Here is a 15,161-nt window from a genome sequence, read left to right on the forward strand (position 1 = left end):
GACTCCCGTTTCCTAGGTGTGGATGATGCGCCGGTCGACGAACGGCAGCGCGATGTCGACGAGCAGGTTGCCGAGGATGAACGTGCCGGCGATGACGAGAGCCTGCGCGGTGAGTTGGGAGAAGTCCCGGTTGGAGATCGAGTCGAGCACTCCGCGCCCCAGGCCTGGCAGGCTGAAGATCTCCTCGACGATGAACAGTCCGCCGACGAGGAATCCGAAGATGAATCCGATCAGGGTGAGCACCGGGGGCAGGGCGGCACGCAGGGCGTAGACGTAGCGGATGCGCCACTCCGCGATGCCGTTGGTGCGTGCCGTGGTGATGTGGGGCTGGGCGAGAACCTCGATCATGGACGAGCGGGTCATCTGTGCCACCAGCGGCGCGGTGGGGATGCCGACCGCGAGGGCTGGCAGCAGCATGGTCTGGAGGTTGCCGACGGCGCTTTCGGAGAACGGGATGTAGCTCGCCGAGTACATGTTGGTCAGGTACTGCGCCGCCACATAGAGCGCGGCGGAGCCGGAGACGAAGCCGGGAAAGGCGAACACCACGAGCAGGGGGATGCGGATGCCCCAGTCGATGCCCTTGCCCGAGTGGGTCGCCGCGATGACCCCGACGGGGAGCCCGACGGCGACCGCGATGACGAGTCCGATCAGGGCCAACTCAAAGGAGATCGGCGCCTGTTGCGCGATCACATCGAGGTTCTCCTGGCCGGATATGGGTGATACCCCGAAGTCGCCGCGCAGGGTGCCCCAGAGCCAGTCCAGGTACTGCTGGTAGAGGGGCTGGTCCAGCCCGAGGTCGCGTTCGATGGCGGCGATGGTCTCGGGAGAGGCCTTGGCCCCGGCGATCACCGAAGCGGCGCTGCCCGGCACGAGGCCGCGGCCCGCGAAGAACACCAGCGCCGAGAGCGCCAGCAGCACACCGGCGGCACCGGTGAGCTTCTTGGCCAGGTAGAGGATCACAGCTCTCCTCCAAGATCTGCCGCGCCGCTCGTCGCGGAGTCGGCATGTACGGCCCGGGTCAGGGTGAGTTCGCCCGGCTTGTGGCAGCGCACCCGATGACCGGTGGACACCTCCGCCAGTTCGGGGGCGACTTGGACGCATCCGTCGTCGGCGATCGGGCAGCGCGGTGCGAAGCGGCAGCCCGGCGGGGGGTTCACCGCGCTCGGCGGCTCCCCTCGCAACACCACGCGTTCGATGCCCTCCTCCCCCTGGAAGATGCCGGGCTCGGTCGATCGCAGAGCGACGGCGTACGGGTGCAGCAGGCCCCGGTCGAACGCATCGGCCGGTGCCTCCTCCACGATCTGACCCAGATACATGACCGCCATCGAGTGGCTGACCTGCCGTACCGCGCGCAGGTCGTGCGAGATGAACACATACGCGGTGCCGGTCTCCCGCTGTAGCCGCTCCAGCAGGTCGAGCACCTGGGCCTGGAGGGAGGCGTCCAGCGAACTCACCGCCTCGTCGAGCAGGATGAGGTCGGGTCGGGCGATCAACGCACGCGCGATGCACACGCGTTGCTGCTGTCCCCCCGACAGCTGGTGGGGGTAGCGGGAGCCGAGTTCACGCGGCAGGCCGACTGCGGCGAAGGCGTCGTCTACGCGTTGCTCCCGCTCGGCCTTCCCCACACCACCGAGTGCCTCGGCGACGCTGGCCCGTACGTTCATACGGGGGTCCAGGGCGCTCGCGGGATCCTGGAAGACCGCCTGTACCCTGCCGCCCGCGCCGGCGGTGACATCGCGCAGTTCGGCGCCGACCTGCACCGAACCCGATGTCGGGGTGTCCAGTCCGGTGATCAGCCGCCCGAGTGTGGACTTTCCGCACCCCGACTCGCCGACCAGACCGAGCGTGCGTCCGGCCCGCAGTCGCACGCTGATGCCGTCCACCGCGTGCACCTGGGCGCGCTCACCCCGCAGGCTGGTGCGCCGTGTCCGGAAGTACTTGACTGCGTCATGGACGTCGAGCACCACGTCCCGCAGGTCCTCGGATGCCTCGGGCAGTGTCTGCTTCCCGGTCATGTCACCATCTCACTCGGGCCGTCCCCGTCACCGGGGACCCTGCCGCGGGCCGCGGCGATCAGGGATCGGGTGTAGGGGTGGGTGGGGCGGGTCAGGACTTCGGCCGCCGTGCCCTTCTCGACGATCTCGCCGCGGTACATCACCATGACCGTGGTGCACAACTCGGCGACCACACCGATGTCGTGCGAGATCAGCAGGAGGGTCATTCCGGCCTCGGCCACCCGCTCCCGCAGCAGTTCGACGACCTGCGCCTGAACGGTGACGTCCAGCGCCGTGGTGGGTTCGTCGGCGATCAGCAGGTCGGGATGGTTGAGCAGCGCCATGGCGATCATGACTCGCTGCCGCATTCCCCCCGACAACTCGTGGGGGTAGTTGCGCCGCTTGACCGCGGCGTCACCGATGCCGACCCGGTGCAACGCCTCCTCGACGATCGTCGTGCGCTCCTGGCGGCTGAGCGAGCGGTGGGCGGACAGCACGTCGGACAACTGTCGTCCGATGGTGAAGACCGGGTTGAGGTTGCCCAGGGGGTCCTGGGGAACGCGTGACATCCGGGTGCTGCGCAGGGCCCGCAGCTCGGAGGGTTTGAGGTCCGTCAGATCGTGGCCGTCGAGGTCGACGCGACCGGTGACCTGGGCCGAGGTCGGCAGCAGCCGCAGCACGGCCGCCGCCAGGGTCGACTTGCCGGACCCCGACTCGCCGACCAGACCGACGCGGTCGCCGGGCCTCAGGCTGAAGGAGACACCGTTGACCGCGGGCGGTTGGGTCCGGCCGTAGCGCACGGTGAGTCCCTCGATCACCAGCAGCGGGTCCTGTTCACCCGCCGCGCGGGTCGCGCCCCTGGGGGCGCGACCCGATACCGGGGTCCTAGCCACGGTTCACCCGGGTCAGGAACGCCCGGCTCTGGCTGGCCGGCATATCGACCCCGGTCAGTCCCTTCTGGTGGGCGACCAGCAGGTTCGTTGCGAGCAGTGTGACGGTGGGGTAGACGTTCTCGGCTTCCCACTGCTGGACGGCGACGAGCGCCTTCTCGTAGGCGGTCGGGGTGACGGCGCGCAGGGCGTCGTCGAGGAGCTTCTTCAGCTCGGGCGGGACCGGTCCCTGGCGCCCTTCGGCCGGGGCCACGTACTGGTACGGGTTCGAGTAGTACGACTGGGCGTTCCAACTGAGCGCGTACTTGGCCTTGACGAGCCGGTCGCCCCACGCACCGCCCTCCAGCGGCTCAAGCTTGATCTTGATGCCGACCTTCGCCAACTGTGCCTGGACGGCGGCCATCAGGTCGTTGGTACCGGGGTCGTAGGCGGAGATGTACATCAGTGAGGTGGAGAAGCCGCCCGGGAAGCCGGCTTCCTTGAGCAGTTGTCTGGCCCGGTCGAGGTCGGGTGTCGAGTTCGGCACTTCGGCGGGCTTGGGCGCCCAGGTGTTGCTTTCGGGGATGTAGACGCTGGGGCGGGCGCCACCGCCGCTGTACGCCTGCTCGGCGAGGGCGCTGCGGTCGAGCGCCAGGGCGAGTGCCTGACGGACCTTCACATTGTCGAGCGGCTTGGTGAGGTTGTTGACCTGGAGGAAGATCGTGGAGTCCGTCGGAACGTTCCTGACCTCCAGCTTGTCGGAGCCGGCCAGGGCCTTTCCGCTCGATGCGGCGGTGAAGATGAGGTCGACCGCACCGGCCTGGAGGTTGTTGACCTGGGTCGAGGCGCCGGGGACATAGACCACCTTGAGCTGGCCGGACTTCGTCTTCTCGCCCCAGTAGTCGTCGAAGCGGTTGAGCTTCAGCTCGCTGTTGGGACGGTACGACGCCTGCTTCCACGGGCCTGTGCCGACCATGCCGGTCGCCATGTTGTCCGAGGTGGCGGCCTTCTTGTTGATCACAGCACAGCCCCACACCAGTGGGTTGGCCATGTTGCTGACGAACCCGGCGTCGGGGCGCTTGAGGTGGAACACCACGGTCGAGTCACCGGAGGCCACGGCCTTGTCGAACGTGGGAAACAGTTCCTTGGCGATCCCGTCCGGACTGCTCTTCAGCCGGTCGAAGGTGTAGGCGACGTCCGCGCTGGTCAGCGTCTCGCCGTTGTGGAACTTGACGTTCTTGCGGAGGTCGAAGGTGTAGGTGAGTCCGTCGGGGGACCGCTTGTAGCCGGTGGCCAGCTCCGGCTCGACCTTTCCTTCCGGGGTGGTGGTCATCAGGCACTGGTAGGACAGCTGCCAGGCGAACCGGTCGGCGTAGAGCGCCGAGCCCTGCGGGTCGAGCGTTGAGGGTGCCGCGGTCTCGGCCACGGTGATGCCCTTGGAGGACGCCCCTCCGCTGGGTGGCGGGGAGCAGCCCGCAGCGACCGCGGCAGTCGCACAGGCCGCGAGGGCCGCTGCTGAGCGGAAGGCATAGCCGTGTTGCTTCTTCATCTGAACCTCTTCTGAAAGGGTCTGCGTCTTTCCGGTCCGGCCGCACAGCCTTTGACGGATCGCAAGACATGAGGTCTGCAATGCAATTCAGGAGAATGCATTGCAGAATGCTGACCGACGGTTCATAGTGCTGTCAAGGCTCGGTTCGAACACGAAAGAGGCATAGCGACCACACCCTCCACACCCCCGGCCCCCGGGCAGGAACGAAGAGTTCCGGGGCCCTTCAAGCGCAGGTTCCGCCAGGGGCACCCCGTCCCCAACAGGCGGCGACCGAACGTCGATCCCACCCGCCAGCCGTGCACCGCACAACACTCCGCGGACGGGCACCAGCCACACCCGCAGAGCGGTGACCTGCGCGCCACATGCCGTACCAGCGAGTAACCCGAAAGCCAACAGGTCCCTGGCCGACGAATCAGTCCGGTCAACGCCAGGGAACCGAAGCGCCCCCCAAGGGACAGGAACCTCGTCGCCGGACCACGGTGTGAGGAGGGAGCGAAGCTGCACAGCCAGGCCGGCCCGGCGCCTGAATCGGTGGCACACCCGCACCGGGACCACCCGCCGCGAAGATCCATACCCATGTCAGGGGTGATGCCCGCTCGCGGACAGCGGCGCACCGACACACACCGGGGGTACCCCGGAGGAGAGGACTACCCAGGATGAGCCCGGATCTGAACCCCACCCCGGGACGTCGCAACAACTCGGCTTCACTGCGGCGGGCCGTCTCCATCCTTCTACAGCTGGGAGAATCGACCGACGGAACCGGGTACTCGCTCGCCGAGCTCTGCAAGGAACTCGACCTGAACAAGAGCACTTTGCTCCGCCTACTCCAGCCGCTCCTGGAGACCCGCCTGGTCGAACACCTTCCGTCGGGCCGCTATCGCCTCGGCTGGCGCATGGCCCAGCTGGGCAGGGCCTATCTCGCGGGCCTGGACCTGCCGCGCGCCATGCACGACGTCCTGCAGAAGCTCGCTGCGCAAACCCGTGAGACCGTGCACCTCGTCGTCGCCGACTACCCCAACATCGTCTACATCCACAAGGTGGACACCCCGCACCCGGTCCGCATGTTCTCGCGGATCGGCAACAGCGCGCCCGCGTACTGCACCAGCGTCGGCAAGGCGATGTTGGCCCACGCAGCCCCCGAGACGATCGAGTTGGTGATCGCCAACGGCATGCCGGCGCACACACCGCGTACGATCACCACGCCCGAGCAACTGCGGGCCGCCCTCGCGGAGATCAGGGACCAGGGCTACTCGGTTGATGACATCGAGCACGAGGAGGGCATTCGGTGCGTGGCGGCACCGATCTTCGACCACTCCCAGGCGTGCACGACCGCCATCAGCGTCTCGGCACCCGCGGAACGGCTCCCCGCCGAGAACCTGTCGGAGCTGGCCCCCCTGGTGATCGCTGCCGCGAGGGAGATCTCCACCCGGTTGGGAGCCATCCGATGAGGGGGGACTTTGGCACGCACAACGGTCAGCGAGCGATACCGAGCAGCCGGGACACCATCACCCGGGCGACCCCGCGGGTACCTCACTGCGGGACTACCCCCGGGGAGCAGTGGCAGTGTCCTTGATGAACAGTCCTGCCGGGGCGCCGAGGGCGAGGAGAAGCGGCGTCGTCGACAGCGCATGGCCGTAGTCGGTCAGGTCGGTGTGTGTGGGCATGGGCGAGAAGGCAGGGAGAACCGGCTCAGGGCATCGGAGTGCACGAACCGCAGAGAACATGGAGCAGGGGTGGCCAGGTCATGGGGCGGCGACGCTACCGACGCTATGGGCGGGGCTTGTTCGCGAACACCCAACGGTTGCCCGCCAGCGCGTCGTTCTGCTCGGGTAGGGGGCCGCGTCCGTGCTGGCGGGTGAAGTCAAAGGGGGTGCGGACCGAGGTGGACCAACCCTTGCCCGCCAGATCACCGACGGAATCGGGCCGTGGCTCTCCATCGAACAGGCGCAGCAGGTCGATGCCGATCTGGTGTTTCGTCGCGGTGTACAGCGGGCTGTCTCGGTACTCCGACAAGTCCTTTTCGAGCTTGACCTCGAACGCCAGAGCGCTTCCTTGCGTGCTCAACCGGTCCACCGTGTCGATGAGGTACGTCTCAGCGGCGGGGGGTAGGTAGAACAGCAGCCCCTCGGCCAGCCAGACGCTCGGTGCGGCCGGGTCGAAGCCGGCGTCGGCCAGCGCTGGGACCCAGTCGGCGCGCAGATCGATCGGAATCGGTATGCGCGCCGCCTTCGGGGTGGCCGACAGTCCGTCGAGCACCTGGTGCTTGAACGCCAGCACACCGTCTCGGTCGATCTCGAAGATCGCGCAGCCGGGAGGCCAGTCGAGTCGGAACGCGCGCGTATCCAACCCCGCCCCGAGCAGCACCACTTGACGGGCCCCTCCCGAGTGCACCGACCGCAGGAGAAAGTCGTCGAGGACCCTCGTCCGCAGGCCGAAGTAACGCGCGAACCGCCCCCACAGAGGGTTCGTGTCCCCGTCCGGAACCTGTTGTATGCGGACCGGCCAGCCGGCGGACGCGGGGGCGGCGAGCACAAAGTGTTCCGCGTAGACGTCCCGTGCCAGGGTGTCGTGGCGGTGGGTCTCGATCGCCCGTGCCGCGGCAACCAGAAGAGCGGTCAGGCCGACGCCTCCTTCCACGCCTTCCACACCGGTGTTCCGAGGTGTTGTGCCGACCACAGGTTCTCCTTGGGCGAGTGGGGACCACGAACAGCGAGGAATGCAAGAGCTGGATCAGCGGTGGGCACACGACGCCACGGCTCCGGGCGCCACTTCCCGATGGCGAGCGGCCCCGCGGCCACTCGGCTCCTGAGCCCGGCCGACCCGTGGTGAGACAGTTCGCCGGCGCGGGCCAGCCACAGCGGTGCGGTGTCCAGGACCTGGCGTCAGATGGCGATCGGTCGGATGGACATCGGCGCTGAACGCCTCGCTCATCGGCTCATCCCCACGGAAGCAGGACGGGTTTGACCACGCGACCTGCGTCGCAGTCGCGTTCGGCCTCGTTGATATCGGCGAGTGGATACGTACGGATCAGCTCGTCGAAGGGAAACCGCCCGGCCTGCCACAGCCCGATCAGCCGTGGAATCAGCAGTCCCGGCACCGCGTCCCCCTCACAGATGTGGGAGATCCTCCTGCCCCGGTCCAGTGCCCCCGGTTCGAGCGGTAGCGCGTTGCGCAGCCGTGCCACCAGACCGAGGTGGCCGGTTGGGCGCAGGGCCCGAAGGGCGTCGTTGATCAGCCGGGCGGAGGCCGTGGTGTCCAGCGCGTACTGGGCGCCGCCGTCGGTCAGTTGCCGGATACGGCCGGGCAGGTCGGTCGATGAGGCATCCAGCGGGATCGCGCCGAACCGCTCGGCGATGGCGAGTCGTTCGGGGTTCCGGTCGACAGCCACGGTCACCGCTCCTGAGGCGGTGGCCGCCATCACCGCCGCGAGGCCCACCGCTCCCGCGCCGAGGACCGCGATGGTTTCGCCGGGCCCGACCGCGAAGGAGTTGAAGACCGCCCCGGCGCCGGTGAGGAAGCCACAGCCGAGCGGGCCGAGCAGTTCGATGGGGAGCGAGGGGTCTGCCCGGATGGCGTTGCGGGCCGGGACCAGCGCGTACTCGGCGAACGCGGACTGACCGAACCACCGGGGGGCCAGTTCGCCCCCGGCCGCGTCGGTGAACCGCGCGGCGTTCTCCTTGCGGCCCCCGAAGAGGTTGAGCGCGGCGAAGGAGTCGCAGTAGGCGGGGGCGGCACCCATGCAGTTCCGGCACTGTCCGCAGGAGTCGAAGCTCAACACGACGTGGTCGCCGTTGCCCAGACCGGTGTGCGGGCCGCCGGTTTCCACCACTACCCCGGCCCCCTCGTGGCCAAGGACCGCCGGCAGCGGTGAGCGGCCCGCGGAACGCCGGACCGCGAGATCGGTCCGGCACATCCCGCAGCCCGCGATCTTGACCAGGATCTCGCCGTCGGCCGGCCCCGCGTTGAGGATCACCTCCTCGACGGCGAATCGGCTCTCGGACGAGCGCAGCACCGCCGCACCGAACCTCATCGTCACACCTCCTCCGGACGGTGCACGACGAACGGCCTCAGGTTTCCATAGAGGCCCCACGGCCCACCGGCGACGCCGACCCCGCTCTCCTTGATGCCCGCGAAGGGCTGGGCGAGAGACAGTTCGGCGTGGTGGTTGATCCATGCCGTCCCGCACTCCAGCCGGTCGGCCACGGCCTCGGCCAGGTCGAGATCGGTCCCCCATACCGAGCCACCCAGCCCGAAGCCGGTGCCGTTGGCCGCATCGACGGCTTCGTCGAGGCTCCCGTACGGCAGCACCGGCAGGACGGGACCGAACTGCTCATCCGTCACCACCGGGCTGTCGGGTGGAGCATCGGCCAGGATCGTCGGGGCGTAGAAGTAGCCGGGTCGGTCCAGCCGGTGGCCACCGGCGGCGGCCCGGGCACCGGCGGCCAGCGCCCGGGCCGTGTAGCGCTCGACCCGGGCCAGTTGGGGGGCGTTGTTGACCGGGCCCAGCTGAGTGCCCGGGTCGATGCCCGCGCCGACGACCACGCTCTTCGCACGCTGAGCGAGGGCCTCGACAACATCGCCGTAGCGCCGGGCCGGGACGTACACACGCTTGACCGCCATGCAGACCTGCCCGCAGTTGCGAAAGGCCGCCCAGAACAGGCGGTCCGCGATCTGCTCCACATCAACGTCCTCCAGCAGGATGGCGGCATCGTTGCCACCGAGCTCCAGGGTGACCCGGGCGAGCGAGGCGGCCGCGCTCTTCGCAACGGCCCGCCCGGTGGGAATCGAACCGGTGAAGGTCACATGGCGGATTCCCGGATGGGAGGCCAGACGGGCGCCGAGGGGTTCATGCCCGGTGACGATCGTCAGTACGTCCTCGGGGAGGGCGGTGGAGATGGCGGATGCCAGCAGCCGGGTGGCGAGTGGGGTGAAGGGCGAGGGCTTGAGCACCACCGTGTTACCCGCGGCGAGCGCGGGCGCGAACTTCGCCGACGCAAGCTGGAGGGGAAAGTTCCATGGGACGATCGCGGCGACGGGCCCGAGCGGTCGCCAGCGGATCTCACTGCGTACCGGCCGGCCGTCCACGATGGGCTGGGGCCCGACGTCAAGCTCGGCGAAGTAGCGGAGGCGGGCCGCCGTGCGGGCGATCTCCGCGTGCGACTCGGCCAGGGGTTTGCCCTGTTCACGGGTGAGCAGGGGGGCGATGTCCGCCCCGGCTGCTTCCACGGCGTCAGCTGCCGCGAGCATCGCGGCGGCGCGTGCGTCGGGGTCGGCCCGCCAGCTGCGCCAGGCGTCATGGGCCCGGCCGACGACGGCGTCCAACTCATCCGGCTGCTGGTCGGGAGCCTCCTCGAAGACCTCGCCCGTTGCCGGATCGAGGACGGCGAAGCGCTCGCCGAGGGTTCGGGACGTGCGACGGGGCTGACGTGTCGCCATGCCGGCGTTCAGTTCCCGGCGGTGACGGTAGCCGCGTACTCCCGGGCGTGCCGGTCCATCTCGGCCCGGAAGGCGGCCACCAACCGCGGCTGAATCCTTCCGGTGGTGCGATCGCCCCGCTCGCAGACCGCCCCGCGCACCCCCACGATATCCGTACCGATACGGGTCAGCGCGCCGAGGTCTCCCACCTTCACACTGCCCGCGAGGGCGGCCAGTAGATCAGCCTCATGGGCGCGCCGAACGAACTCCGCGCAGACCTCTGGTGGAACGTGGTCGAACAGCCGGGTGCCGTCCTTGATCGCGGTGTCGAGCATGGCCGCGTCGGAGCCGGAGCGGAAGGCGATGTCGGGCAGCGCGAGCGGGTTGACGCAGCCGATCCGGTGGGCGTCGGCGTAGCCAGAGGCGACGACGAACGCGTCCGGCCGATAGTCCTTCACTGCCCGGACGACCCCTCGCATGACATCGATGGCCTGTTCGGGCGTTGTACATCCGTACAGGCCGACCTTGATGTAGGTGGCTCCGGAGACCGCCGCACCGAGCGCCGCCTGGGCCACCGTGCCGGGCTTGTACGGTACGTCGCCCACGGTGGCGGACACCGGTTTGTCCGCCGGGACCGCGTCGCGGATCTCCCTGATGACCCAGGGGAAGTTCGCGCCGAGCGAGCCCTCATCCGGCTTCTTGACATCGACGATGTCGAGATGCTTCGCCGCCTTCGCGCAGTCGCGGGCTTCCTCAACGCTGTCCGGAGAGATCAGAAGTAGCAATGTGGGCTCCTTCCACCCCATGTCCAGCTGGCCAGAGGGCAGATGTGTGCGGTCGCCTGGATCACTTGCGGTCTGCACATCATTACCGCGGCCCGTGGCGATCGGTAGGGCGCGTGAAGTTCGAACGGGTACCCCTACGCGCTACCCAGTGCGCCTTGCGCGGCGGTTTGGACCACCTCCCGCCCGAGAACGGGATACCTCGCTGGCGATGACCGACGTCCTGCCGAACAGTCGTACGGTCGGCATTCTCATGAGCCGTCAGTGCTCCTGACCGTCATCGTCTCGGTTGCCCGGAGGACGCGCTCATGCCGGTTCCTCCTGGGGGGTCCCACCGCACCGGGGTGCCGTGTGGGGTGGTCCTGGCGAGCAGGAGGCGCCTGTCCGCCGGCCAGGGCTCGCAGACCAGGTTGACCACACTGGAGTCGTCATCGTCTGGGTTCGAGGGAGCCGAGTTCACCGGGCCCACGACTCGTCGCCGCCCGCCGCGAGATACCGGTCGAGCAGGAGGTTCAGCCCAGCGCCTGAGCCCACTTCGAGCAGCATCAGCGGAAGCCCGGTCGCCGTCGCGACCTAGTTCATCGCCGCGGGCGGTGGCGCGGCGCGCCCCACCTCATTGGTCTGTACCGAAATGCCCATCAGATCGACCGCCCCGCCGGTCGCCTCCGGGACCGACCGGTTGAGCGGCTACAGCGGAACGGGGTCGCTCTGGCCTCGGCGGCGGGCTGCGCCGGGGCGGCAGCGCAGCAACCGGGCAACGATGAGCCGGGTGCCGCGGATGGCCCCATGGCGGTGCAGCGCCTTGATCGCGTAGGTGGAACAGGAGGGAGTGTAGGGGCAGCACGCCGGCCGGGCCGGGCTGACGCGGGTGCGGTAGTGGCGCACCGCCCCGTACAGCACGGCCGCGATCCTTCCATCGGGGCGCGGGGCGGCCGGGTCCACTGCGACAGCAACAGGGACGGAGCGCGATGGTTGCCACCGGGCGAGGACTATCGCGTTGACCGCGGTGAAGGGGCAGGCGGGGCCGCAGTAGTAGGTGCAGGTGTCGATCGTACCCACACAACAGCCGTCCTCGTCTTCGCTCTTCTTCCGTTCGATGTGCCGGTTCGGCCGTGACCGAGCCATTTCTCTCTCCCTCGGGTTGTCCTCGTCACGGCATCGTACGCAAGGGCTCCGCCGCTGGAGGCGGTGGGAGTGTGGAGCCAGACGTCGGCATCGACCCTTTGTCTACCTGGGCTTGGGCCGCGAGCCAGCCAGTGCCGTCGGCGAGATCGGCCAACGGTCGGGACCCGGCGCGGCGGACCACCGACTACGAGCACCCCCAGGTCCGCGTCAACCGCCCTGGACGGTACCCGCCGTCTCGAACGACGGGTGCGATGGCGGTTGCGACAACGGACGCCTGCGAGGATTGCGTTCAATAGGAGCAGTCCCGTGACGCCGCCTCCCAATCGATGGCGAGGAGTCCGGGATCGGCGTTGTCGCCTTCCGGCAACGAGGCGGCAGCCTGGAACCAAATCACGGTGAGTAGCGAGAGGTCGTAGGACGGATCGATGGGATGCGAACGGAACGAACCGATGCATGTGACAGCCGGAAGCAGTTCGACCGGGCCCATGCTTCCGGGCCTGACATCGGGATACTCCCGTGTGGGTGTGACCAGAAGCGCGGGGGAGAACTCACTGTTGTTCTCCACCAGCCTGGTCAGTTTCCTGTCGTTGACCTCCTTGAAGGGGGGACCCTCCAGCAGTCCCCCGTACGTCTGGGACAAGCGCAGGGCCAGGAGTTCGATACCGCGGCCGGAGGCGAGCGTTATCCAGGTAAGTGGCATGAGCGAACACTAGAGCCCGCGGCCCGCGAGTGTCCTGCGAGGCGGGGACACCGGAGGTCCCGAGGCCCGGTGTGTGTGGTCCTTGGTCGTGAGGTCATGTCAGTTGGATGTTGGAGCTACTGAGCGACGGTCAGTGACGAAGGCGAGCATTCAAGGTGCGGATCAACCCGCCATCCTCCGTCCGGTGGCAACGGATCGCGGTTGAGCGCATCGAGACGCCGGCGTCACACGATGACGCACCGCTTGCTCAGTTTGCTCGCACCAGTGTTGTGATCGTCACCAGCGAGCAGCTCGGCAGCCCGCGCCGAGTAGGCGCCCGCTCCCGACGATGTGCTTGTCCTGGGTGGCCTTGGCCACTGGCCCCGGCCGGTCAGCGCACCTGCTCGACGGGTGCAGGGCCGGAGCCCGGCCGCACCTGAGGCGCGGCCGGGCAGGCCTGTGAGTCGTCCCGCCTACCAGGTGTGCGCGACGTCCACTATCAGCTTGTCGCCGGACTGGAGGACCCGGAACGGCAGCTTGGCGCGCAGTCCCAGACCAACCTGGGTCCGCCCTTCGAAGCTCGCACCGAACCTGGTGTCCTTGAAGGTCCGGTACCCGGTGATGTTCACCCCCGGTAGCGTCTGTGCGGGCCTACCCGGGTAGATGACGTTGCCGGTCTCCGGGTCATAGCTCGGGGCGTTCACATAGATCTGGAGGATCGCACCGCCTGCGACGGGGATCTGCGTGCCGGTGCCGTCCTGTTGGAAGGAACTGACGTAGCTGATGTGGTAACCGACCTTGCCGGTGGCGCCGGAGGTGTCGAACACCATACGGTCATAGCAAGCGTGCTGACCTGTTCTGATGTTCGTCAGCGGCTTGGCGAACGAGTCGAGGTCCGACTTGGTGCCGCTTCCCCACGCGGTGGAACACACCGCCGCCGAAGAGGCCTTGTCCGCTTGGCCGGTGGCTGCGCCGGCCGTCCCGGTCGTCCCCGCCACAACGACACCTGTCAGCACGAGGGCTGTGGCAACTTTTCTTAACTGACGCATGACTTGACTCCATAGGGTTGAACTCGGACTGTCTGCAAGGGGGTTACCCCCCACGTACTCTTCACTCTTTCCTCGCGAGGGCTTCGCGACATCCGCATACGTACTCAGCTGGTGACTGAGTATGCGGCAACGCCGACCGGAAGTGGCAACGGACGGCGAAGACCGCTGAGAACTGGGACCATCCCGACGCTCTTCCGACCAGACCGAGCCGGTATCGCCGCCGGCCGGGAACGGGCGTTGATCGTGCACACTCGCGCGTCCCCAGTCCGCGTAGTGCATCACGAAGGGGCAGGGGCAGGTCAGTGCCACGGGGTAGGAGGAGATGCCCAGGTGTGCGGCCAGCGCGCCGCCGGGCGAAGCAACGGTCGCCGCCGTTCTTGGCGTTCGACCTGGCCCACCGAGTTCGCTCGCCCCCGCTGGCGCGTTGCCCTCGTGGGGGTATGCGTTCCCTGGTCGACTCAGTCCGCGCGCCGTGGGAACCTCCTGGCAAGGGCCATGAAATGCGCCACTCGAAGATCATCTGACGTTGCGTCAGAAATGCAACGTTCGTTGCTTTTTCCCAGGGCGTGGGAAAAATCGCATACGGGTTGCACAGACCGGGTCTCCATCGTGTTGGCTACGAGTGGGAGCACCTCCCGACCGGAATCCGGATCGAATCCGGGACCGGTTCGGATTCGCCTTTACAACCCTCAAGGGAACACCTGTGTCTACGGACATCCGCCACCCGGCATCTCTCCGGGCGGCCGCCAACGCCAACCACTGCGCTCACAGGTCCGGCTTACTCGGCCAGCCAGGTCACTTCTGCCGCTCGCCACGGCCCGGTTCGGGACATCCGGCTGCTCCTGTGCGGGGAGTACGCCGATGACCGATCAGCCCCGCCATGTGCCCCGGTTCGTGCCGCGGTCTCGAACCGTGACGTTCGGCGCTTTCCATGAGTACCACCGGAAGTTGTGGATGCGGTACGCACACGTCCAGGTCGGAAGTCGTGAGGCCGCTGAACGGGTCGTACACAAGGCGTTCGCCCAGCTGCGGTCCACCTGGGACTACGCCCTGTGCCAGGAGTCCGTGCACAGCTATGCGTGGACCCTGCTGAAGGAGCAGGTCGACACATGGCTGTACGAACGCGGCCTGGAGCCGCAACTCGCGGAAGCAGCCGGGTTCGAACGCGCGATTCGGCGGCTTCTCATTGACGAGCTACTCGACGGCTTTGTGGTTCTCGCTGAGGAGATCGGCCTGTACAGCGCGATATCCGAACTCCCGGAGCGTCAGCAGGACGTCATCGTGCTCCGTTACGTCCTGGCGTGCACGGACGAGAAGACCGCGGACTTCCTCGGCATCGAGACCTCCACCGTCCGTTCCAACATCCGCCACGCACGCGCCGCGCTCGCCAGCAAACTCAACATCCCGCTCAACGGCAAACGATGATCGCAAACATGAGGACCACGCAGGTGGTCGCCGAGGGCAGCCGCCGGACGGGCGTGGGCCAGACCCGTCGTTCACACCAGAACCCGGTCCGCACTCGCAGCGGCGGAGTCGATGCCCTCCCCGATGCCGAGGAGACAGCCGGTGGCTTTCCGGCGCTGATACCCCGGGAACACCGTTGAACCAACGGTGTTCCCGGGCAGAGGCACTCACGCGGCGAAGTGCAACGACCCGTCTCAGCCACGCGTCGCAAGCTCCCTCTCCGTCGCCCGGCGCT

15 protein-coding genes and 1 pseudogene are annotated in these 15,161 nt (G+C 68.1%); 3 read left to right on the plus strand and 13 right to left on the minus strand.

The genetic code is table 11. From position 1 onward, the window contains the following. Window positions 1–12 precede the first annotated feature (12 nt). Genes NBG84_RS16720 through NBG84_RS16735 form a run of 4 tightly spaced genes read right to left on the minus strand, consistent with a single transcriptional unit; the run spans window position 13 to window position 4,412 of the window. Window positions 13–960 carry an ABC transporter permease gene (locus NBG84_RS16720; RefSeq protein WP_250920254.1) on the minus strand — a complete coding sequence of 316 codons (948 nt, stop codon included), beginning with the start codon at window positions 958–960 and terminating at the stop codon, window positions 13–15. Continuing rightward, entirely contained in the window at window positions 957–2,015 is a 1,059-nt protein-coding gene (locus NBG84_RS16725; RefSeq protein WP_250920255.1) for an oligopeptide/dipeptide ABC transporter ATP-binding protein, read from the minus strand. The genes NBG84_RS16720 and NBG84_RS16725 overlap by 4 nt, the downstream gene beginning before the upstream one ends. Next, on the minus strand, window positions 2,012–2,887 hold the full coding sequence (locus tag NBG84_RS16730) for an ABC transporter ATP-binding protein (RefSeq protein WP_250920256.1): 876 nt from the start codon (window positions 2,885–2,887) through the stop codon (window positions 2,012–2,014). Before NBG84_RS16730 ends, NBG84_RS16725 begins: the two co-directional genes overlap by 4 nt. Then, window positions 2,880–4,412, minus strand: coding sequence for an ABC transporter substrate-binding protein (locus NBG84_RS16735; RefSeq protein ID WP_250920257.1), 1,533 nt, complete (start codon window positions 4,410–4,412; stop codon window positions 2,880–2,882). The genes NBG84_RS16730 and NBG84_RS16735 overlap by 8 nt, the downstream gene beginning before the upstream one ends. A gap of 656 nt (window positions 4,413–5,068) precedes the next feature. Here NBG84_RS16735 and NBG84_RS16740 point away from each other — a divergent pair. Further along, window positions 5,069–5,860 (plus strand): IclR family transcriptional regulator, encoded by a 792-nt coding sequence (locus NBG84_RS16740; RefSeq protein WP_250920258.1) that lies wholly within the window; start codon window positions 5,069–5,071, stop codon window positions 5,858–5,860. Window positions 5,861–5,953: 93 nt separating this feature from the next. Here the strand turns inward: NBG84_RS16740 and NBG84_RS40670 are convergent, their stop codons facing one another. The 9 genes and pseudogenes from NBG84_RS40670 to NBG84_RS16775 form a co-directional block, all read right to left on the minus strand. Further along, on the minus strand, window positions 5,954–6,076 hold the full coding sequence (locus NBG84_RS40670; protein WP_285366881.1) for a hypothetical protein: 123 nt from the start codon (window positions 6,074–6,076) through the stop codon (window positions 5,954–5,956). 103 nt (window positions 6,077–6,179) lie between these two features. Beyond that, a complete protein-coding gene (locus NBG84_RS16745; protein ID WP_250920259.1) occupies window positions 6,180–7,088 on the minus strand; it encodes a class I SAM-dependent methyltransferase in 909 nt (302 codons plus the stop codon). Window positions 7,089–7,347: 259 nt separating this feature from the next. After that, on the minus strand, window positions 7,348–8,442 hold the full coding sequence (locus tag NBG84_RS16750; RefSeq protein WP_250920260.1) for an NAD(P)-dependent alcohol dehydrogenase: 1,095 nt from the start codon (window positions 8,440–8,442) through the stop codon (window positions 7,348–7,350). Between the two features lie 2 nt (window positions 8,443–8,444). Continuing rightward, window positions 8,445–9,848 carry an aldehyde dehydrogenase family protein gene (locus tag NBG84_RS16755; protein ID WP_250920261.1) on the minus strand — a complete coding sequence of 468 codons (1,404 nt, stop codon included), beginning with the start codon at window positions 9,846–9,848 and terminating at the stop codon, window positions 8,445–8,447. A gap of 8 nt (window positions 9,849–9,856) precedes the next feature. Beyond that, on the minus strand, window positions 9,857–10,633 hold the full coding sequence (locus tag NBG84_RS16760; protein ID WP_250920262.1) for a (5-formylfuran-3-yl)methyl phosphate synthase: 777 nt from the start codon (window positions 10,631–10,633) through the stop codon (window positions 9,857–9,859). Window positions 10,634–11,065: 432 nt separating this feature from the next. After that, window positions 11,066–11,170 (minus strand): annotated as a pseudogene (locus NBG84_RS41555) (DUF2332 family protein); the annotation flags it as partial. Between the two features lie 126 nt (window positions 11,171–11,296). Then, a complete protein-coding gene (gene yidD / locus NBG84_RS16765) occupies window positions 11,297–11,734 on the minus strand; it encodes a membrane protein insertion efficiency factor YidD (protein WP_250920263.1) in 438 nt (145 codons plus the stop codon). A gap of 289 nt (window positions 11,735–12,023) precedes the next feature. Further along, on the minus strand, window positions 12,024–12,434 hold the full coding sequence (locus NBG84_RS16770; protein ID WP_250920264.1) for a hypothetical protein: 411 nt from the start codon (window positions 12,432–12,434) through the stop codon (window positions 12,024–12,026). Window positions 12,435–12,886: 452 nt separating this feature from the next. Next, window positions 12,887–13,462 (minus strand): AMIN-like domain-containing (lipo)protein, encoded by a 576-nt coding sequence (locus tag NBG84_RS16775; protein ID WP_250920265.1) that lies wholly within the window; start codon window positions 13,460–13,462, stop codon window positions 12,887–12,889. 861 nt (window positions 13,463–14,323) lie between these two features. On the opposite strand from NBG84_RS16775, the gene NBG84_RS16780 reads away from it, so the two are divergent. Both NBG84_RS16780 and NBG84_RS16785 read left to right on the plus strand, forming a co-directional pair. Continuing rightward, window positions 14,324–14,887: an RNA polymerase sigma factor gene (locus tag NBG84_RS16780; RefSeq protein ID WP_250920266.1), complete on the plus strand. Its 564-nt coding sequence runs from the start codon at window positions 14,324–14,326 to the stop codon at window positions 14,885–14,887. Window positions 14,888–14,895: 8 nt separating this feature from the next. Then, the gene (locus tag NBG84_RS16785; protein ID WP_250920267.1) at window positions 14,896–15,066 is read left to right on the plus strand and encodes a hypothetical protein; all 171 of its coding nucleotides are present in this window, start codon (window positions 14,896–14,898) and stop codon (window positions 15,064–15,066) included. The last annotated feature ends 95 nt before the right edge of the window (window positions 15,067–15,161 follow it).

Source organism: Streptomyces albipurpureus (assembly GCF_023701525.1).
Classification (GTDB): Bacteria; Actinomycetota; Actinomycetes; order Streptomycetales; family Streptomycetaceae; genus Streptomyces; species Streptomyces albipurpureus.

Coding starts and splice junctions, on each gene's coding strand:
- NBG84_RS16775 (WP_250920265.1), bottom strand. CDS start 13,462: ATGCGTCAGTTAAGAAAAGTTGCCACAGCCCTCGTGCTGACAGGTGTC.
- NBG84_RS16780 (WP_250920266.1), top strand. CDS start 14,324: ATGACCGATCAGCCCCGCCATGTGCCCCGGTTCGTGCCGCGGTCTCGA.
- yidD (WP_250920263.1), bottom strand. CDS start 11,734: ATGGCTCGGTCACGGCCGAACCGGCACATCGAACGGAAGAAGAGCGAA.
- NBG84_RS16785 (WP_250920267.1), top strand. CDS start 14,896: ATGAGGACCACGCAGGTGGTCGCCGAGGGCAGCCGCCGGACGGGCGTG.
- NBG84_RS16725 (WP_250920255.1), bottom strand. CDS start 2,015: ATGACCGGGAAGCAGACACTGCCCGAGGCATCCGAGGACCTGCGGGAC.
- NBG84_RS16735 (WP_250920257.1), bottom strand. CDS start 4,412: ATGAAGAAGCAACACGGCTATGCCTTCCGCTCAGCAGCGGCCCTCGCG.
- NBG84_RS40670 (WP_285366881.1), bottom strand. CDS start 6,076: ATGCCCACACACACCGACCTGACCGACTACGGCCATGCGCTGTCGACG.
- NBG84_RS16770 (WP_250920264.1), bottom strand. CDS start 12,434: ATGCCACTTACCTGGATAACGCTCGCCTCCGGCCGCGGTATCGAACTC.
- NBG84_RS16755 (WP_250920261.1), bottom strand. CDS start 9,848: ATGGCGACACGTCAGCCCCGTCGCACGTCCCGAACCCTCGGCGAGCGC.
- NBG84_RS16740 (WP_250920258.1), top strand. CDS start 5,069: ATGAGCCCGGATCTGAACCCCACCCCGGGACGTCGCAACAACTCGGCT.
- NBG84_RS16760 (WP_250920262.1), bottom strand. CDS start 10,633: ATGGGGTGGAAGGAGCCCACATTGCTACTTCTGATCTCTCCGGACAGC.
- NBG84_RS16750 (WP_250920260.1), bottom strand. CDS start 8,442: ATGAGGTTCGGTGCGGCGGTGCTGCGCTCGTCCGAGAGCCGATTCGCC.